Annotated in this window: 10 protein-coding genes; 2 read left to right on the top strand and 8 right to left on the bottom strand. The window is 71.7% G+C overall.

Features of this window, described 5'->3' with window-relative positions; all coding sequences use genetic code 11:
* Positions 1 to 49: 49 nt before the first annotated feature.
* From AX018_RS25675 to AX018_RS14740, 7 genes are all read right to left on the bottom strand, one after another.
* The gene (locus AX018_RS25675; protein ID WP_146749328.1) at positions 50 to 1714 is read right to left on the bottom strand and encodes an oleate hydratase; all 1665 of its coding nucleotides are present in this window, start codon (positions 1712 to 1714) and stop codon (positions 50 to 52) included.
* Between the two features lie 246 nt (positions 1715 to 1960).
* Positions 1961 to 5290 carry an ATP-binding protein gene (locus tag AX018_RS14765; protein ID WP_111878460.1) on the bottom strand — a complete coding sequence of 1110 codons (3330 nt, stop codon included), beginning with the start codon at positions 5288 to 5290 and terminating at the stop codon, positions 1961 to 1963.
* Between the two features lie 149 nt (positions 5291 to 5439).
* On the bottom strand, positions 5440 to 6879 hold the full coding sequence (locus AX018_RS14760) for an NAD-dependent succinate-semialdehyde dehydrogenase (RefSeq protein ID WP_111878458.1): 1440 nt from the start codon (positions 6877 to 6879) through the stop codon (positions 5440 to 5442).
* 278 nt (positions 6880 to 7157) lie between these two features.
* Complete coding sequence (locus tag AX018_RS14755) at positions 7158 to 8669, bottom strand: efflux transporter outer membrane subunit (protein WP_111878455.1); 1512 nt, start codon at positions 8667 to 8669, stop codon at positions 7158 to 7160.
* A 29-nt stretch (positions 8670 to 8698) separates the two neighbouring features.
* The gene (locus AX018_RS14750) at positions 8699 to 11929 is read right to left on the bottom strand and encodes an efflux RND transporter permease subunit (RefSeq protein ID WP_111878452.1); all 3231 of its coding nucleotides are present in this window, start codon (positions 11927 to 11929) and stop codon (positions 8699 to 8701) included.
* Positions 11930 to 11963: 34 nt separating this feature from the next.
* Positions 11964 to 13214, bottom strand: a complete 1251-nt coding sequence (locus AX018_RS14745; protein WP_111878450.1) for an efflux RND transporter periplasmic adaptor subunit — start codon at positions 13212 to 13214, stop codon at positions 11964 to 11966.
* A 218-nt stretch (positions 13215 to 13432) separates the two neighbouring features.
* Complete coding sequence (locus AX018_RS14740; RefSeq protein ID WP_111878448.1) at positions 13433 to 14266, bottom strand: alpha/beta hydrolase; 834 nt, start codon at positions 14264 to 14266, stop codon at positions 13433 to 13435.
* A 165-nt stretch (positions 14267 to 14431) separates the two neighbouring features.
* On the opposite strand from AX018_RS14740, the gene AX018_RS14735 reads away from it, so the two are divergent.
* Both AX018_RS14735 and AX018_RS14730 read left to right on the top strand, forming a co-directional pair.
* Positions 14432 to 15343, top strand: a complete 912-nt coding sequence (locus tag AX018_RS14735) for a LysR family transcriptional regulator (RefSeq protein WP_111878443.1) — start codon at positions 14432 to 14434, stop codon at positions 15341 to 15343.
* A gap of 47 nt (positions 15344 to 15390) precedes the next feature.
* Positions 15391 to 15669, top strand: coding sequence for a VF530 family protein (locus tag AX018_RS14730; protein ID WP_111878439.1), 279 nt, complete (start codon positions 15391 to 15393; stop codon positions 15667 to 15669).
* A gap of 43 nt (positions 15670 to 15712) precedes the next feature.
* Here AX018_RS14730 and AX018_RS14725 read toward each other — a convergent pair.
* Positions 15713 to 16629 (bottom strand): calcium-binding protein (locus tag AX018_RS14725; RefSeq protein ID WP_245951561.1); only part of this gene is annotated, 917 nt, incomplete at its 5' end.

Raw genomic sequence — 16629 nt, 5'->3', positions numbered from 1 at the left:
GGCGAGAGAGGGGGAAGACGCGAAGCGGCTCAGGGGGTGTCGTCTGATCTCAGTGCGGCAGCACCCAATCGCTGAGCTCCTCGGCCTGCTCCATGCACTGCTCCAGCAGCCCGGCGCCATGCGTCCATCCGCCGACGAACAGGAGCGGCGGCACGGCGGCGCACGGCACGCGGCCCTCGCCCTCGCTCCAGCCCTGCGCAAAGGTTTCGTTGAGGATGCGGATATCCACCTGCGCCTGCATGCAGGACGCGTCGAGCACGTTGTGCTTGAACGCCGCCCAGGCCTTGTTCTGCAGTTCCGAACCGCCGGACTGCAGGGGGTCCCGGTAGCCGGCGTCGAATTCCCCGGCCTCCATCTGGCGCAGGGTCGATGCGGGAATGGCATCGCGCAGCGAGGTGGGCAGCGTGGAGATCCCGGCCACGCGGTCGAGCATGTCCTCGCTCGGAATGGCGCGCAGGTCGTCCACCAGCGACACGAAATACGCCGGCGCGCCGTCATGGCAGACCTGCGGGTGCGCGTCGTCGTTCTGGTGGAAATTCACCACGTAGTTGATGTGGTAGGGCCAGTACCGCGCGTCCGCGGGGCGCGCGGCGATGTTGTAGGTCCGCCAGTCGCCCGGCTCGTCCGGGAGCAGGTCGGCGCAGGTGTGGCACACCGCATAGCTGCGCGCATAGCGCACGCTGTCCAGGATGCGGCCCACGCGGGCGCCGAAGGCGGCGGTGGCCGTATCGAACGACAGCGCCCCCATGGCGTCGTCGGCATGGTTGGCCATCACGCAGAGGTCGAACAAGCGCGTCTGGCCGGCATGCATCACCTCCACCGCATCGCCCATGACCCGGACCTGCGCGCGCTCGCCGGTCCAGATCGATACCGAGACCTGCCCATCCGAGCGGGCCTCCAGGTTGGCCGCCAGCGTTTCGATCCACTTCTGCGAGCCGTGGTCGAAGTAGCAGCGCCGGGGCGACTCGCTGCCCTCCTGCAGCCGGAAGTACTCCAGCGGCGCCTTCAGCGGCATGCCGCCGGGGCCGTCGGGATCGGCGAAATACATGGCGGCGATGCGCGGGTAGTAGTAGTGGTCGCGCGCCCGCACGATGCGCCCGGGCAGTTCCGCGCACGCCCAGTCGATGGCGATGCCCAGGCCGCGCGCGGCCTCGCCCAGCATGCCCTCCGGGTCGTCCAGGCAATCCTGGAAGAAGCGGTCGCAGGTGTAGTCGAGCGTGATGTGGCCGCGCAGATCCATGGCGGCCCGGTGCACTGCGCGAATCAGGGGCGCCAGCAGCCCGCCCTCGGAATGCGCGAGGCCCGTGGCGGTGTCCGCGCACTCGCCCGCGCCGTCGGTCCACAGCGTGGCCCCGTCCGGGCCGAAACAGCACTTGGTGTCGGAAAGCGGGCGCATGTGGTCGAGGTAGCCGACATCCTCCATCGCGCGCTGCATGCGCTCGTAGGTCGCGAGGTTGGCGTCGTTCACCCCCAGGTCCGCCCAGCGCAGATAGCTCAGCTCGCCGGCCTCCTCCCCGGTGCTGCGCGCCAGATCCACCACCACGGTGTCGGCGTTGCCTCCCAGGGTCTGCTTGGCCTCGAAGACGTGGATGTCCAGGCGCGCGCCGAGATGGCGTGCGCGCTGCATCAGGTAATAGGCCGATGCCAGCCCCGAGATTCCACCGCCGATGATCGCCACATGCAGTACGTCGTCTGCATCAACGTGGTTTGACATGATTGCTGCCCTGTTTCGTTGCACTGCCGGCGAATATGCCTGCGGGCCGGTGCGCCTTCAAGATGCCACGCGCCTGTGATACCGAACTGATCCGCCAGATGGAAAATCCGTTACGAAGCCTTTACAAACCGCGCATCAACTGCCCACAAAACAGGCCATTCCCGCCAGAAAACGCCGCGAAAATCGGTCTTTTTCCACTTTTTCCGCGAAGCGCCGCACGCAAAAACGAAGCCCTTCCGAGCCGCGTCACTCCCCGCGCAGCAGGGCATCCAGGCGGGGCATCACGAGGGCCATGCCGTCCTCGTCGGCCTGGCGGCGCAGCGTCCGCAAGACCTCGCGGTTGTCCTCGCCGGGCACGTCCAGCCACCGGGCACAGGCGGCCACCGTGCGCGCGTGGTGCTCCACCCAGGGGCACGGCCCCTCCTCGCCGGCCAGCGCACGCAGGCGCTCGGCCTGCGCCACGGCTCCCGCCCCATCGCCGAGCAGCAGGGCCACTTCGGCCGCGGCCACATGGAAGCGGAAATGGTTGTGGGCCACGCAGCCGGCCGCCAGCATCTCCTCGCCCCGCGACAAGGCCTGGCTGCGCTCCTGCGCGTCGTCGCTGAGCAGCGCCAGCGTGCCCATGAGCCAGGGGCCGATGAACCGCTGGAGATGGAGCCGCTGCACGCCCTCGCAGGCCTCGCGGATCAGGCTCAGCGCGCGGTCGGGCTGCCCCTGGGCGAACCGGATGCGCGCCAGGGATTCGGCAAGGAACGGCTCGAAGCGCGCGGCCCCCATGGAGCGCGCGATCGCCAGCCCCTCCTCCACCTGCGCCTGCGCATCGTCCAGGCGCGCCATCGAGAGCAGCACCCATCCGGCGGTGAGGCGCGAGACGATCTCCGCGCGCCGGTTGCCCACGCGGTGCCCCAGGTCCGCGGAGGACAGGGCATCGTCCAGCGCCTCGGCCGTGCGCCCGAGGTAAATGCGCGCCGTGCCGCGCATGAAGCGGTTGGATGCCTTGATGCTGACCAGCCCGTGCGCCTCGCAAAGATCCAGGCAGTCCGCGAACACCGCATGCGCCTCCACCATGCGTCCCTGGGCATAGAGCGAGTCGCCCAGGCCGCTCAGCGCCAGGGCCTCCAGCGCGCGGTCGCCTCCCAGGCGGGCGTGGCGCAGGGCCTGCCCGTGGAGCTGCCGGCTGGCGGAGAAATCGCCGCGCGGGAAATAGATGTTCCCCTTCAGGTACAGCAGGCGGGCCTGCGAGGCCTGCGAGCCGTGGAGCGCCGTTTCCTCGTGGAGGCCATCGAGCAGCGCCTCTTCCTCTTCCGTGCGGTCCAGCACGTTGAGGACCGCCGCCATGCCCAGGGCGGCGTCGATGCGCTGCTGCGGGGTCACCGCCAGGCTGCGCGCCCGCCCGTAGCTCGCCAGCGCCTCCGGGTTGCGCATGGTGCGCATCGCCGCCTCGGCGGCCAGCATCTCGAGCGCATGGCCATCGGAGGCGCACATATCCAGCAGGCGGCACTGCGCCACCAGTTCGGTGGCCGATTCGTAGCCGTGCTGGGCCATCTGCCCGCGAATGGCCTGCAGGTAGGCGGCCACCGCCTGGGCGTCGCCCGCGCGGCCCAGGTGCCGGGCCCAGAGCACGGCATCGCGTTCCCGGTAGAACCCCGCCAGCCGCGCATGGATGTGGCGGCGCCAGGCCGGCGCCGTGGATTCGTAGATGCAGTCCATCACCAGGGCATGCACGAATGCGCCGCACTCTCCCGCCGGTGACTTGAACAGATTCGCGCGCTCCGGCCCGTCGGTGCGGTAGCCGGGGTCCCCCAGCATCTCGCGCAACAGCGGCAGCGGGAACTGCTGGCCCATGGCCGACGCGATGCGCAGTGCCCGGCGGTCCTGGGGCTCCAGGCGATCGATCTGCGACTGCACCAGGTGCCGCAGGCTGTCGGGCAGCGGCCCCTGCGGCGACATCAGCAACTGGGTGAGAAAGAGCGCGTTGCCGGCCGCGCGCTCCACGCACTGGCTGCGGTAATCCTCGTCGCCCAGGCCGCACTGCAGTGCCAGCCCCTCGGCCTCCGCACGCCGCAGCGGCCCCAGGTCGAACACCGTGAGCGGCTGGTCTTCGCAGCTGGCGCGCAGGCGCGCATCCAGCGGGTCGCCGTCGATGCGCGAACTCAGCACCCAGGTGATGGCGGCGCCGCTCACCAGCGGCAGCAGCAGGGCGAAGAGGTCGAGGAAGGGCCTGTCGGCCCAGTGCAAATCCTCCAGGATCAGCACCAGCGGCTGCGTCATCGCCGCATGCAGGATCATCGTGCGCAGCGCCTCCACGGTGCAGCGCCGCCGCTCCCCATGCTCCATCCCCGCGAGAACGAGCGCCTGCTCCGAGGTCTGCGGCAGCCCCAGCAGGACCTGCAGCGGCACGGCCTGCTCGCGCTCCAGGCCGATGCGCAGCAGCCCTTCCGCCCAGGCGGCGGCGTCCTGCGCCGCCCCCGCCGCGCCCGGGCCCTCGGACTCCGGGCAACCCAGCAGGCCGCGGGCGATCCGCCGCCACGGCGAGACGGCCGCCTCCGCGCCGAAATCGAGCGCGCCGGATTCATGGCACGCGAAGCCCCACTGGCGCGCGATGTCCGCGAATTCGCGCACCAGCCGCGACTTGCCGATGCCCGCCACGCCGCGCACGTGCACCACGTGCCCGCATTGCATCTCGCGGGCGGCATCCAGGATCACCTTGAACTGCTGCAACTGTGCGTAGCGCCCGATCAGCGGCCGCCGGGGCCGGCCCGCCGACTCCGCGGCGCCCGTCTCCAACACCCGGTAGGACGCAGCCGCGCCCTCTTGCGCAAGCAAGCCGAAATCGAACTCGTCCCAGAGCAGCGCGGCGCAGGTCTGCTCCACCAGGACGTCCGGCAGCCGCACGCCCGGACCATGGACGGGGGGCGCAGGCCGCGTGCCCGTCGGCCACCACAGCGCGCCGTCGGCCCATTCGCCCTGCCGCACCACGATGCCGCCGCAGGCCGCACCCAGGCGCCGCCGTAGCGCCACGGCGCACTCCACGCAGCGCTCCGCATCGCTGCAGAACGCCCGCGGCAGCCCGAACACCGCCTGCAGCCATGCCTGCGGCGCGGGAACCGGCAGCCCGCCGAACTGCGCGACGAGGCGCATGGCCTCGGCCAGATCGGCCGCCCCGCCGGCCGAGGGGATCGTCAGCACCACCACGCTGCGGAGCGCCGCGCCATCGCCGACGGCGAATGCCGCGTCCTGGGCCTCTTGCGGCTCCGAGCCCGCCCCGTCCTGCGCCTCTTGCCCAGCGGAGAGCAGAGAAGCCGGCGCCCCGGCGAGCATGCCCTCCAGCGGCACGCCATACGCTTGCGCCAGGTGCCGCGCGGTCCGGTAGAGCACGGGCCTGCCGCACTCGGCGCGCTTGATGGACGCGATGGACACACACAGCCGCTGCGCGAAGCAGTGCGCGGCCAGCGCCTCCTGGCTCAGGCCGCGCTGCAGGCGCAGCGCCTTCAGCCGCTGGGGTTCGAGCGTTACCCGGCCATCGGACGATACGGAGGCGATGCCGGCCTCTCCATGCTGCTCGGTGGATTTCATGAATGCGGCCCTACCAGAAACACTCTTTGAGCAATAGGACGCATTGTCATATGGGCCGCGCGAATACGCAGCCGGCGCAACGACGCCAATGCGTATTCCGCCACAGTTCCTCACGAAACCCACCGGGCGGCGGGCGCCCGCCGCCGGACTCAAACGTTCGTGATCGACACCGCGCGCGTGTTGAGATGGGCCTCCAGCGCCTCGGGGCCGCCCTCGGAGCCATAGCCCGAATCCTTGAGCCCGCCGAACGGCAGCTCGGCCGACGGCGATGCGGGCTGGTTGATCCACAGCATGCCCACCTCCAGGCGCTGCGAGAGCAGGTGCGCGTATTTCAGCGAGCTCGTGAAGGCATAGCCCGCCAGGCCGTATGGCAGGCGGTTGGCCTCGGCGATGGCGTCCTCGATCTTCTCGAAGCCGCGCACGGCGGCCACGGGGCCGAAGGGTTCCTCGTTGAAGATGCGGGCCGACAGGGGCACGTCGTTGAGCACCGTGGGCTGGAAGAAGTTGCCCTCGCTGCCGATGCGCTCGCCACCGGCGGCCAGCTGGGCGCCGTGCTGCACGGCATCCTGCAGCAGCTCGGCCATGGCGGTGATGCGGCGCGGGTTGGCCAGCGGGCCCATCTGCGTGCCCTCGGCCAGGCCGTCGCCCACCTTCAGGCCCTGGGCATGGCGCGCGAGCGCGGCCACGAAGTCCTTGCGGATGCTCTCGTGCACCAGGAAGCGCGTGGGCGAGATGCAGACCTGCCCGGCGTTGCGGAACTTGGCGCCGCCCGCGGCCTTGATGGCCAGTTCCACGTCGGCGTCCTCAGCCACGATCACCGGGGCGTGGCCGCCCAGCTCCATGGTCACGCGCTTCATGTGCTGGCCCGCCAGCGCCGCGAGCTGCTTGCCCACGGGCGTGGAGCCGGTGAAGGTGACCTTGCGGATGACCGGGTGCGGGATGAGGTAGCCGGAGATCTCGGCGGGGTTGCCATAGACCAGGCCCACGGCGCCGGCCGGCACGCCGGCATCGGCGAACGCGCGGATCAGCTCGGCGGGGCTCGCGGGCGTCTCCTCGGGCGCCTTCACGAGGATCGAGCAGCCCGAGGCCAGGGCGGCGGCCAGCTTGCGCACCACCTGGTTGATGGGGAAGTTCCAGGGCGTGAAGGCCGCCACGGGGCCCACGGGGTCCTTGAGCACCAGCTGGCGCACGGCGAGGCTGCCGCGCGCGGGCACGATGCGGCCGTAGATGCGCTGGCCCTCGTCGGCGAACCATTCGATGATGTCGGCGGCGGCATTGGCCTCCATCCGGGCCTCGGCCAGCGGCTTGCCCTGCTCCAGCGTGAGGATGCGGGCGATGGCGTCGGCGCGCTCGCGCATCAGCGCGGCGGCGCGGCGCATGGTGCGGGCGCGCTCCACGGCGGGGATGTCGCGCCAGACTTCGAAGCCCTTCTGCGCGGCTGCCAGGGCGCGGTCCAGGTCGGCCTTGCCGGCATGGGCCACGCGGCCGATTTCCTTGCCCGTGGCCGGGTTGTGCACGGCGATGGTCTTGCCATCGGCAGCATCCTGCCATTCACCGGCAATGAAAAGGCGTGTGCTCGGGTAGGTCATGCAATCTGCTCCTGCGGTAGGTGAGAGGGTGGAAGAAACGGGGGATGGCGGGCCCGCGCCGTGCGGGGCCCCGGCCGCGCCCGGGCCGGGAGGCCCGGGCGCGGCGGCAAAGGGGCACTATAGGCCCGTTGGCACATCCCCGCAGGCACCGGGGCGACCGCCGCGCGGCGTGTTTCCCATGCTGCGGACCTTCACATGCGCATCGGCAATCCCATGGATAACGAAGCGCAGGGCCAGCGGACCCTGCTCCACCGGAGCAGGCCGGGGCAGCGTGGCCGTCACTCCGATGCCGGCCCCGGGTCCGGCGCCCGGGCCACGATGGCGCCTGCCGGCGCGGCGCCAAGGCGGGCAGCCTCCTCGCCCCAGCCGCCGCCCAGCGCGCGGATCAGGCCCACGGTGGCCGTGTACTGCGCGGTGCGCACCTGCAGGGCCTGCCGACGGTTGCGCAGCTCGCTGCGGCGCGCGTCCAGCAGTTCGAGCTGGCTCACGAAGCCGTTGCGGTAGCGCGAATCGGAGAGCTGCGTGGCGCGCGCCGAAGCATCCACCGCGCGGCCCTGGGCCTCGGCCTGGGCCGCGAGCAGGCGCAGGCTGCCGAGCTGGTCCTCCACCTCGCGGAAGGCCGCGAGCACCTGGCCCCGGTGCGCGGCCAGGGCCTCGTCCAGCCGGGCCCGGGCGCCCTCTTCCTGCGCGGCGCGGCGGCCGCCGTCGAAGAGGGGCAGCGAAAGCAGCGCCCCCACGCTCCAGGCGCGGGACGACCACCGGAAGAGGTCGCCCAGCTCGGGCGAGGCATAGCCGCCGCTGCCCGTGAGCGTGACGGCCGGGAACCACGCGGCCTGCGCCACGCCCACGCGCGCCTGCGCGGCCAGCACCGCCGACTGCGCGGCGGACACGTCGGGCCGGCGCGCGAGCACCGTGCCCGGCACGCCCGCCGGAATCACCGGCAGCACCGCATCGCCCGGGGCCGGCGCCACGGCGAAGCCCCCGGCCACGTCGCCCGCCAGCACGGCCAGCGCGTTCTGCTGCAGCACCTGCTGGCGCTCCAGCGCCAGGGCCTCGGCCTCGGTCGCGGCCACCTCGGTGCGCACGCGGGCCAGGTCCAGCTCGGCCACGTCGCCGGCCTGGTAGCGCCGCTGCGTGAGGCGCAGCGTATCGCGGTAGGCCGCGAGGCTTTCATCCACCAGCGCGCGCTCGGCCTGCACGGAGCGCAGTTGCAGATAGGTCTGCGCCACGTCGGCCTGCACCAGCAGGCGCGTGCTGCGCAGCAGCGCCGCGCGCGCCTCGGCATCCAGGCGGGCGGCGTCGCTGGCGCGGGCCAGGCGGCCGAACAGGTCCAGCTCGTACGACGCGTTCAGGCCGGCCGTGCCCAGCGTGGCGGGCGTGGCCCCGCCCGCCGTGTTGGCGCCGGCCTGCCGGGTCACGCCGGTGGAGACGCCCAGCTGCGGCGCGCGGTCGGCATCGGCCGAGCGCAGCAGCGCCCGCGCCTCGGCCAGGCGCGCGGCGGCCTGGCGCACGTCGGTGTTGGCATCGCCCGCGCGCTCCACCAGGGCGGCGAGCACGGGGTCCTGGAAGGCGAGCCACCAGGCGCCGCGCGGCTGCGCCTCGGCGGGCGGCGCGGTGGTCCACGACGGCGCGCCGGCACCGGCCTGGGCGAACGCGGCGGGCACGGCCACGCCCGCATGGGGGTCCGCCGGCGCGAGCGGCGCGCCCATGCAGCCGGCCAGCACCAGGGCCGCGGCCAGCGAGGCCAGCCGCAGGGGCCTCGCGGAAGACATCGTCCGGAAGGGGTTCATCGCAACGGTTCCTCGTTCACTCGGGTCGCTCATTCATGGTCTCCACGGGGGGCCGCCAGCACGGGGTGGGCCGCGGCGCCGTGGCCGGGCTCGGTCAGCGGCGCGGTGTGGCCGCCGTGGTGCTGCAGCGGCCGGTTGCCGGCCAGGCGGCGCAGCGCCACGTAGAACACGGGCGTGAGGAACAGGCCGAAGGCCGTCACCCCGATCATCCCGGCGAACACGGCCACGCCCATGGCGCTGCGCATCTCCGAGCCCGCGCCGGTGGAGAGCACCAGCGGCAGCACGCCCATCACGAAGGCCAGCGAGGTCATGAGGATGGGCCGCAGCCGCAGGCGGCTCGCCTCGATCGCGGCCTGCACGGGTGTGCGCCCGGCGAACTCCAGCTCGCGCGCGAACTCCACGATCAGGATCGCGTTCTTGGCCGACAGCCCCACCAGCACGATGAGCCCGATCTGCGTGAACACGTTGTTGTCGCCACCGCTGAGCCACACGCCCGCCATGGCCGCCAGCAGGCCCATGGGCACGATGAGGATGATGGCGATCGGCAGCGTGAGGCTTTCGTACTGCGCGGCCAGCACCAGGAAGACGAGCAGGATGGCGAGGGGGAACACCAGCACGGCCGAGTTGCCGGCCAGGATCTCCTGGTAGGTCAGCTCGGTCCACTCGAAGGCGATGCCCTGCGGCAGCGTCTCGGCGGCGATGCGCTCGACGGCGGCCTGGGCCTGCCCCGACGAGAAGCCGGGCGCGGGCCCGCCATTCACGTCGGCGGCCAGGAAGCCGTTGTAGCGCATGGCGCGCTCGGGGCCGAAGCTGGGCTCCACTTTCATCAGCGCCGACAGCGGCACCATCTCGCCCGTGGCGGAGCGCACCTTGAGCAGGCCCACGTCCTCGGGCCGCGCGCGGTGGGCCGCGTCGGCCTGCACGCGCACGCTGTAGGTGCGGCCGAACTGGTTGAAGTCGTTCGCGTAGAGGCTCCCCAGGTAGATCTGCAGCGTCTCGAAGATGTCGGTCACGGGCACGCCGAGCTGCCGCGCCTTGGTGCGGTCGATGTTGGCGTAGAGCTGCGGCACGTTGACCTGCCAGCTCGTGAAGAGGCCGGCCAGCTCGGGCGTCTGGTAGGCCTTGGCCATGAAGGCCTTCACGGCCGCGTCCATGGCCTCGTAGCCGAGCGACGCGCGGTCCTCGATCTGCAGCTTGAAGCCGCCCGTGGTGCCCAGGCCCGCCACCGGCGGCGGCGGGAACATGGCGATGAACGCATCCTGGATGCCGCCGAAGGCCTGGTTCAACTGCCCCGCCACCGCGCCGCCGCTCTGGTCGCCGCGCCGGCGCTCGGCGAAGGGCTTGAGCGTGACGAACACGATGCCGGAGTTGGAGCTGTTGGTGAAGCCGTTGATCGACAGGCCTGGGAAGGCGATGGCGTCCTCCACGTTGGGGTTCTTCCTGGCGATCTCGCCCATGCGGCGGATCACGTCCTCGGTGCGGTCCAGCGTGGCGCCGTCGGGCAGCTGCGCGAAGCCCACCAGGTACTGCTTGTCCTGCGCGGGCACGAAGCCGCCCGGCACGGCCTTGAACAGGCCCCAGGTGACGCCCACCAGCGCCAGGTAGATCGCCAGCATCAGCGCCTTGCGGCCGATCACGCGGCGCACGCCGCCGCCGTAGGCCTCGGAGCCCCGGTGGAATACGCGGTTGAAGCGCCGGAAGAAGCCGCCCAGCACCCGGTCCATGCCGCGCGTGAGCGCGTCCTTCGGCTCGTGGTGGCCCTTCAGCAGCAGCGCGCTGAGCGCGGGCGAGAGCGTGAGCGAGTTGATGGCCGAGATCACCGTGGAGATCGCGATGGTGACCGCGAACTGCCGGTAGAACTGCCCCGTGAGCCCGCTGATGAAGGCCAGCGGCACGAACACCGCCACCAGCACCAGCGCGATGGCGATGATGGGGCCCGAGACCTCGCGCATGGCGCGGTAGGTGGCCTCGCGCGGGGTGAGGCCGGCCTCGATGTTGCGCTCCACGTTCTCCACCACCACGATGGCGTCGTCCACCACGATGCCGATGGCCAGCACCAGGCCGAAGAGCGACAGCGCGTTGATCGAGAAGCCCAGCAGGTGCAGCACCGCGAACGTGCCCACCACCGACACCGGCACGGCCAGCAGCGGGATGATGGACGCGCGCCACGTCTGCAGGAACAGGATCACCACGACCACCACGAGCGCGATGGCCTCCAGCAGCGTCTGCACCACCGACCGGATGGAGGCGCGCACGAACTGCGTGGGGTCGTAGGCGATGCGGAACTCCACGCCCTCGGGCATGTGCTTTTGCAGCTCCGCCATGGTGGCGTGCACGTTGGCGGAGATGTCGAGCGCGTTGGAGCCCGGCGCCTGGAAGATGCCCATGCCCACGGCCGGGTCGTTGTTGAGCAGCGATCGCAGCGAATAGTCGGCCGCGCCCAGCTCCAGGCGGGCCACGTCGCGCAATCGCGTCACCGCGCCGTCCGCGCCCGTCTTGACGATGATGTCGCCGAACTCCTCCTCGCTCGTGAGGCGGCCCTGGGCGTTGATCGAGAGCTGCATGTCCACGCCCGGCAGCCCGGGCGACGCGCCCACCACGCCGGCGGCGGCCTGCACGTTCTGCCCGCGGATGGCGGCCACCACGTCGCCGGCCGACAGCCCGCGCTGCGCGACCTTCTGCGGATCGAGCCAGGCGCGCATGGAGTAGTCGCCGCCGCCGAAGATCTGCACCTGCCCCACGCCCTGGATGCGCGCGAGCCGGTCCTTGACGTTGAGCACGGCGTAGTTGCGCAGGTAGTCGATGCCGTAACGCCCGTTGGGCGACACCATGTGCACCACCATGGTCAGGTCCGGCGCGCTCTTGACGGTGGTCACGCCCAGGCGCCGCACCTCCTCGGGCAGGCGCGGCTCGGCCTGCGAAACGCGGTTCTGCACGAGCTGCTGCGCCTTGTCGGGGTCGGTGCCCAGCTGGAAGGTGACGGTGAGCGTCATCACGCCGTCGGTGGTGGCCTGGCTGCCCATGTAGAGCATGCCTTCCACGCCGTTGATGGATTCCTCCAGCGGCGTGGCGACGGTCTCGGCGATCACCCGGGGGCTGGCGCCCGGGTACGTGGCGCGCACCACCACGGAGGGCGGCGCGACCTCGGGGTACTCCGAGATCGGCAGCACGCGCATGGCGATGAGCCCGGCCAGGAAGATGAGCACCGACAGCACGCCCGCGAAGATGGGGCGGTCGATGAAGAAGCGGGAGAGATTCATGTCCTTGTCTTTCTCGGGATGCGCCCTCGCCCGTTCAGGCCGCGGGCTGGCGCGCGGCGGCGCGCGCCTGCGCGCCCTCGCCGGCCAGCTCCGCCTTGGAGGCCATGGGCACGTCCTGCGGCGCGACCTGCATGCCGGGGCGCACGCGCTGCAGGCCGTTGACGACGATGCGCTCGCCGGCCTTCAGCCCCGCGGTGACGATGCGCAGGCCGTCCACCGGCGCGCCCAGTTGCACCTCGCGGTACTGCGCCTGGTTGCCCTCGCCCACCACCAGCACGAACTTCTTGCTCTGGTCCGTGCCCACGGCGCGCTCGTTGATGAGCACGGCCTGCGTGCTGCGCGGCTGCGCCATGCGGATGCGCGCGAACTGCCCGGGGATGAGGGCGCCGTCGGCGTTGTCGAACACGGCGCGCACGCGCACCGTGCCGCTGCGGGCATCCACCTGGTTGTCGATGAGCTGCAGGTGGCCCGCATGGGGCGTTCCGCCGCTGGTGCCCGTGCCCATCTGCACGGCGATGCTCTCGATCAGCGAGCGGGCGCTCTTGCCCGAGCGCAGGCCCTCCAGCGCGCGCGTGACCACCTGCTCGTCGGTGTCGAAGCTCGCGTAGATCGGGCTCACGGACACCAGCGTGGTGAGCATCGGCGCGCCGGGCCCCGAGGCCACGAGATTGCCCACCGTGACCTCGACGCGGCCCGCACGGCCCGCGACCGGCGCACGCACCTGGGTGTAGCCCAGGTTCAGGCGCGCGGTCTGCAGCGCGGCCTGCGCGGCGCGCAGATTGGCGTCGGCCTCGCGCTGGGCATTCACGCGCTCGTCGTGCTCGCGCTGGGCGATGGCGCGCTCTTCCCACAGGCGCGTGGAGCGCTCCATCTCGCTGCGGGTGTACGAGAGGCGGGCCTGCGCCGCGACCACCTGTGCCTCGGCGCGGTCCACCTCGGCGGCGTAGGGCGCCGGGTCCACGGTGAAGAGCAGGTCGCCCTGCTTCACCAGCGCGCCCTCGCGGAAATGCACGGCCTGCACGGCGCCGGCCACGCGGGGGCGCACCTCCACGCGCTGCACGGCCTCCAGGCGGCCCGAGAACTCGTCCCACAGCGTGACCTCCTGCTGCAGCACGGCGGCTACCGAAACGGGCACGGCCGGCGGCGCCGCGTTCGCGGCAGGCGACTCGGCATGCGAGCTGGAGAGCCCGAACACCGCGCCCGCGGTGGCGACCAGCGCGGCCGTGGCCCCGGCGGCGGTCCACCAGCGGCGCGCGGGCGAGAAAAGGAAAGAAGGCGATGGCATGGGAGATCCTCCGTGTCTTGCAAACTCGAACGTCGAAAAAAACCAGTGATTCGGACAACACCCGTCCCTCCGGCACGGCAGGCCGGAAAAATCAAAAAGGCAGGATGGAAAACGGCAAGGCCGCGAAGGCCCTGATGGCGCGGGATTGTCAAACCTCAACCTTTGTCGAGGTCAACACCCTCTTGCGAAAAACCCCGGGGCTCAGCGCCCGGGCCGCATCAGCGCGCCGCCGGACATCGGGTGGCCTCGAAGAAGCGGCGCAGGCGCTCGCGCGCCTCGTCCGCGCAGGGGCAAGGTTGCGGGCCGGGCTGCAGCAGCGCATCGGGCCACCGCTCGGCCTTCCTCAGCACATGGAGGTTCACCACGAGGCCCGCGGCCTCCAGGCGCGCCGCATAGGCCAGGGCTTCGTCGTGCATCGGGTCGGTATCGCCCACCAGCAGCAGCGTGGGCGGCAGGCCCGCCAGGCGCTGGGCCGTGCCCGGCACGGCATAGGGGTGCTCGGCATCGCGCGCGCAGCGCAGGAACTTCTCCCACCCGTCGGCCCAGCGACCGGCCGTCGCATCGCACGTGGCCGCGCGCAGCGACGGGGTGCCCACGCAGGGATCGAGCATGGGCGAGACCAGGATCTGCCCCGCCAGCGGCGGATGGGACTGGTCGCGCGCCATCAGGCACACGCCCGCCGCCAGATTGCCGCCCGCCTCCTCGCCCGCCACGTACACCGGCGCACCGGCACCGGCCAGCCGCGCGCGGTACTTGAACGCCCACCGCAGCACGGCATAGCCGCTCTCCTGGGGCTGCGGAAACGGATGCTCGGGCGCCAGCGGATAGGCCACGGACACCACCAGCGCGCCCGCCTCCTGCAGCAGCCCGGCCACGGTGCAGCCGCTGTCGAGGTCTCCCGACACGAACGCCCCGCCGTGGAAATGCACGACCAGCGGCGACGTCTCGCCGGCTTTCTTGCGGCCGTACATCCGCACGGCGACGTCCTGCCCCGGCCCCACCGCAATGGTGGATTCGGAGCGGGCGGAAGGTGTGTGCGAAGTGGTGGACATGGCGGTGTGCCCGGCAGCAGGCCGGTACAGGAAATGTAGGGGCGCGATCGCCGACGATAAACCAGGCGAAGCGGGCCGCACTGTTTCCGATCCCCGAACAATCGGGCCGCATGCCGCGTGTGAGAATCCTTTCCGCCCCATCGGGGGCCCGAAGGAAGGAACGCCATGGACCAGATCCAGGCCATGCGCATCTACGCGCGGGTGGTGGAAGCCGGCACGTTCACGCGCGCGGCCGACTCCCTGCAGCTGCCCAAAGCCACCGTGACCAAGCACATCCAGGCGCTGGAGGCACGCCTGCGCGTGCGCCTGCTCAACCGCACCACGCGCCGCGTCACCGTGACGCCCGACGGCGCGGCCTACTACGACCGCGTGGTGCGGCTGCTGGCCGATTTCGACGACATCGAGGCCAGCATGACGCACGCGCGCGCCACGCCCAGCGGCCGCCTGCGCGTGGACGTGAGCACCGCGATGGCGCGCCTGCTCATCATCCCCCGGCTGGAGGAGTTCCAGGCCCGCTACCCGGACATCCAGCTCGACCTGGGCGTGAGCGACCGCACCGTGGACCTGATCGGCGACAACGTGGACTGCGTGATCCGGGGCGGCGACCTCATCGACCAGTCGCTGGTGGCGCGGCGCATCGGGCAGCTGGAGTTCATCACCGTGGCCTCGCCCGCCTACCTCGCGCGCCACGGCACGCCCCGCGAGCCGCTGGACCTGGAGCGGGGGCACAAGAGCGTGATCTTCTTCTCGCCGCGCACCTCGCGCCGCTATCCGCTGGAATTCCACCGCGACGGCGAATCGATCGAGATCGGCGGGCCGGCGCAGCTCTCGGTGAACGAAAGCAACGCCTACATGGCGGCCGTGCTGGCCGGGCGCGGCGTGGGGCAGGTCACGACGCTGCAGGCCGACCGGCACCTGGAGAGCGGCGAGCTGGTGCGCATCCTGACCGAGTGGGGCCACCCGCTGCTGCCGGTGTACGTGGTCTATCCACCCAACCGCCACCTGAGCGCCAAGGTGCGTGCCTTCGTGGACTGGACCGCGGAACTGTTCTCCCGGGAACGCCTGCTGCAGCACTGACCCCCGCCGGCCACGGCACGGCGCCGTGCGTCTATGCTCGGCGCCCTATGAACGACTCCGCCCCGCCGCCCTCCGGCGCCCCCGCCCAGCCCCGCAACCCGCTGCACGGCATCACCCTGGAAGCCATGGTGGTGGCGCTGCAGCAGCACTTCGGATGGAAGGGCCTGGCCGAGCGCATTCCCGTGCGCTGCTTCCAGAGCGACCCGAGCGTCGCCTCCAGCCTGAAATTCCTGCGCAAGACGCCCTGGGCCCGCGAGAAGGTGGAGGGCCTGTACCTGTTCATGCTGAGGGAGCGCAAGCGCCAGGGCAGCCTCTCCCCAGGCTGACGCCCGCACCGGGCCCGGCGCCCGATGCGCCAAGCCCCTTCAGTCACTTCCAACTCGCAGCGAGCGTGGTCTCCAGGCTGCTCTGGTAGTTCGCCGGCAGTTGCGTCTGCCCCGCCGCCGGCGGCGAGAACGACGCCATCGCCTGCACCAGGCTCTGCACCTGATTGGCCTGCAGCGCCCTGCCATCGCCGGCCTCGAAGCGCTCCAGTTGGTACTGCGAACCCCGGTACCAGTCCGTCACCACGAACTTGTCGCTCGTGCCGATGATGCTCACCTCCAGGTTGTTGCCCGCCTTGCGGAACCAGAGCTGCCGCGACGACACGTCCCCCGCGAACTTCGCGATGTCCTGGTTGCCGCTGGTGCTGTCGTTCTCCTGGATCGTGTCCGTGCCGTGGCCTCGCGCCAGCCAGTACGTGTCGTTGCCCAGCCCGCCCACCAGCGTGTCGGCCCCGGCTCCGCCGTCCAAATAGTCGGCGCCCGCGCCGCCCGTGAGGACGTTGGTGCCCGCATTGCCCGTGAGGCGGTTGTCCAGGCCGTTGCCCGTGCCGTTGATCGCGCCTGAGCCTGTGAGCACGAGGTTCTCCACGTTGGCCGCGAGCGTGTACGTCACGCTCGACATCACCGTGTCGGTACCGGCATTGGCCGCCTCCACCACCCGGTCGCCCGTGTTGTCCACGATGTAGGTGTCGTCGCCCGCGCCGCCCGACATGGTGTCCGCGCCGGCCAGCCCGTCGATCGTGTCGTTGGCCGCAGTGCCCGTCAGCGTGTCGTTGCGCGAGGTGCCCGTGATGGTGGAGGCCTGCACGGTCACGGCGAAACGCTGCGCCGCCTGCGCGCCCCAGGGGTCCTTGGCGCTGACCGCGATCTCGTAGGTGCCCGTGGGTGCATTCGCCGCGGCCTGGAACGTCTGCGTCTGCGCATCGAAGCTCAGCCAGGCCGGCAGCGCCGCGCCGCTCGCGA

The organism is Paracidovorax anthurii (assembly GCF_003269065.1).
GTDB lineage: Bacteria > Pseudomonadota > Gammaproteobacteria > Burkholderiales > Burkholderiaceae_C > Paracidovorax > Paracidovorax anthurii.
This window is presented reverse-complemented; position numbering and strand designations above follow the sequence as displayed.

Bases quoted from the DNA above. Each gene is read 5' to 3' on its own strand.
- AX018_RS14740 (WP_111878448.1), bottom strand. From the start codon at position 14,266: ATGTCCACCACTTCGCACACACCTTCCGCCCGCTCCGAATCCACCATT.
- AX018_RS14735 (WP_111878443.1), top strand. From the start codon at position 14,432: ATGGACCAGATCCAGGCCATGCGCATCTACGCGCGGGTGGTGGAAGCC.
- AX018_RS14730 (WP_111878439.1), top strand. From the start codon at position 15,391: ATGAACGACTCCGCCCCGCCGCCCTCCGGCGCCCCCGCCCAGCCCCGC.
- AX018_RS14760 (WP_111878458.1), bottom strand. From the start codon at position 6,879: ATGACCTACCCGAGCACACGCCTTTTCATTGCCGGTGAATGGCAGGAT.
- AX018_RS14755 (WP_111878455.1), bottom strand. From the start codon at position 8,669: ATGAACCCCTTCCGGACGATGTCTTCCGCGAGGCCCCTGCGGCTGGCC.
- AX018_RS14745 (WP_111878450.1), bottom strand. From the start codon at position 13,214: ATGCCATCGCCTTCTTTCCTTTTCTCGCCCGCGCGCCGCTGGTGGACC.
- AX018_RS14765 (WP_111878460.1), bottom strand. From the start codon at position 5,290: ATGAAATCCACCGAGCAGCATGGAGAGGCCGGCATCGCCTCCGTATCG.
- AX018_RS25675 (WP_146749328.1), bottom strand. From the start codon at position 1,714: ATGTCAAACCACGTTGATGCAGACGACGTACTGCATGTGGCGATCATC.
- AX018_RS14750 (WP_111878452.1), bottom strand. From the start codon at position 11,929: ATGAATCTCTCCCGCTTCTTCATCGACCGCCCCATCTTCGCGGGCGTG.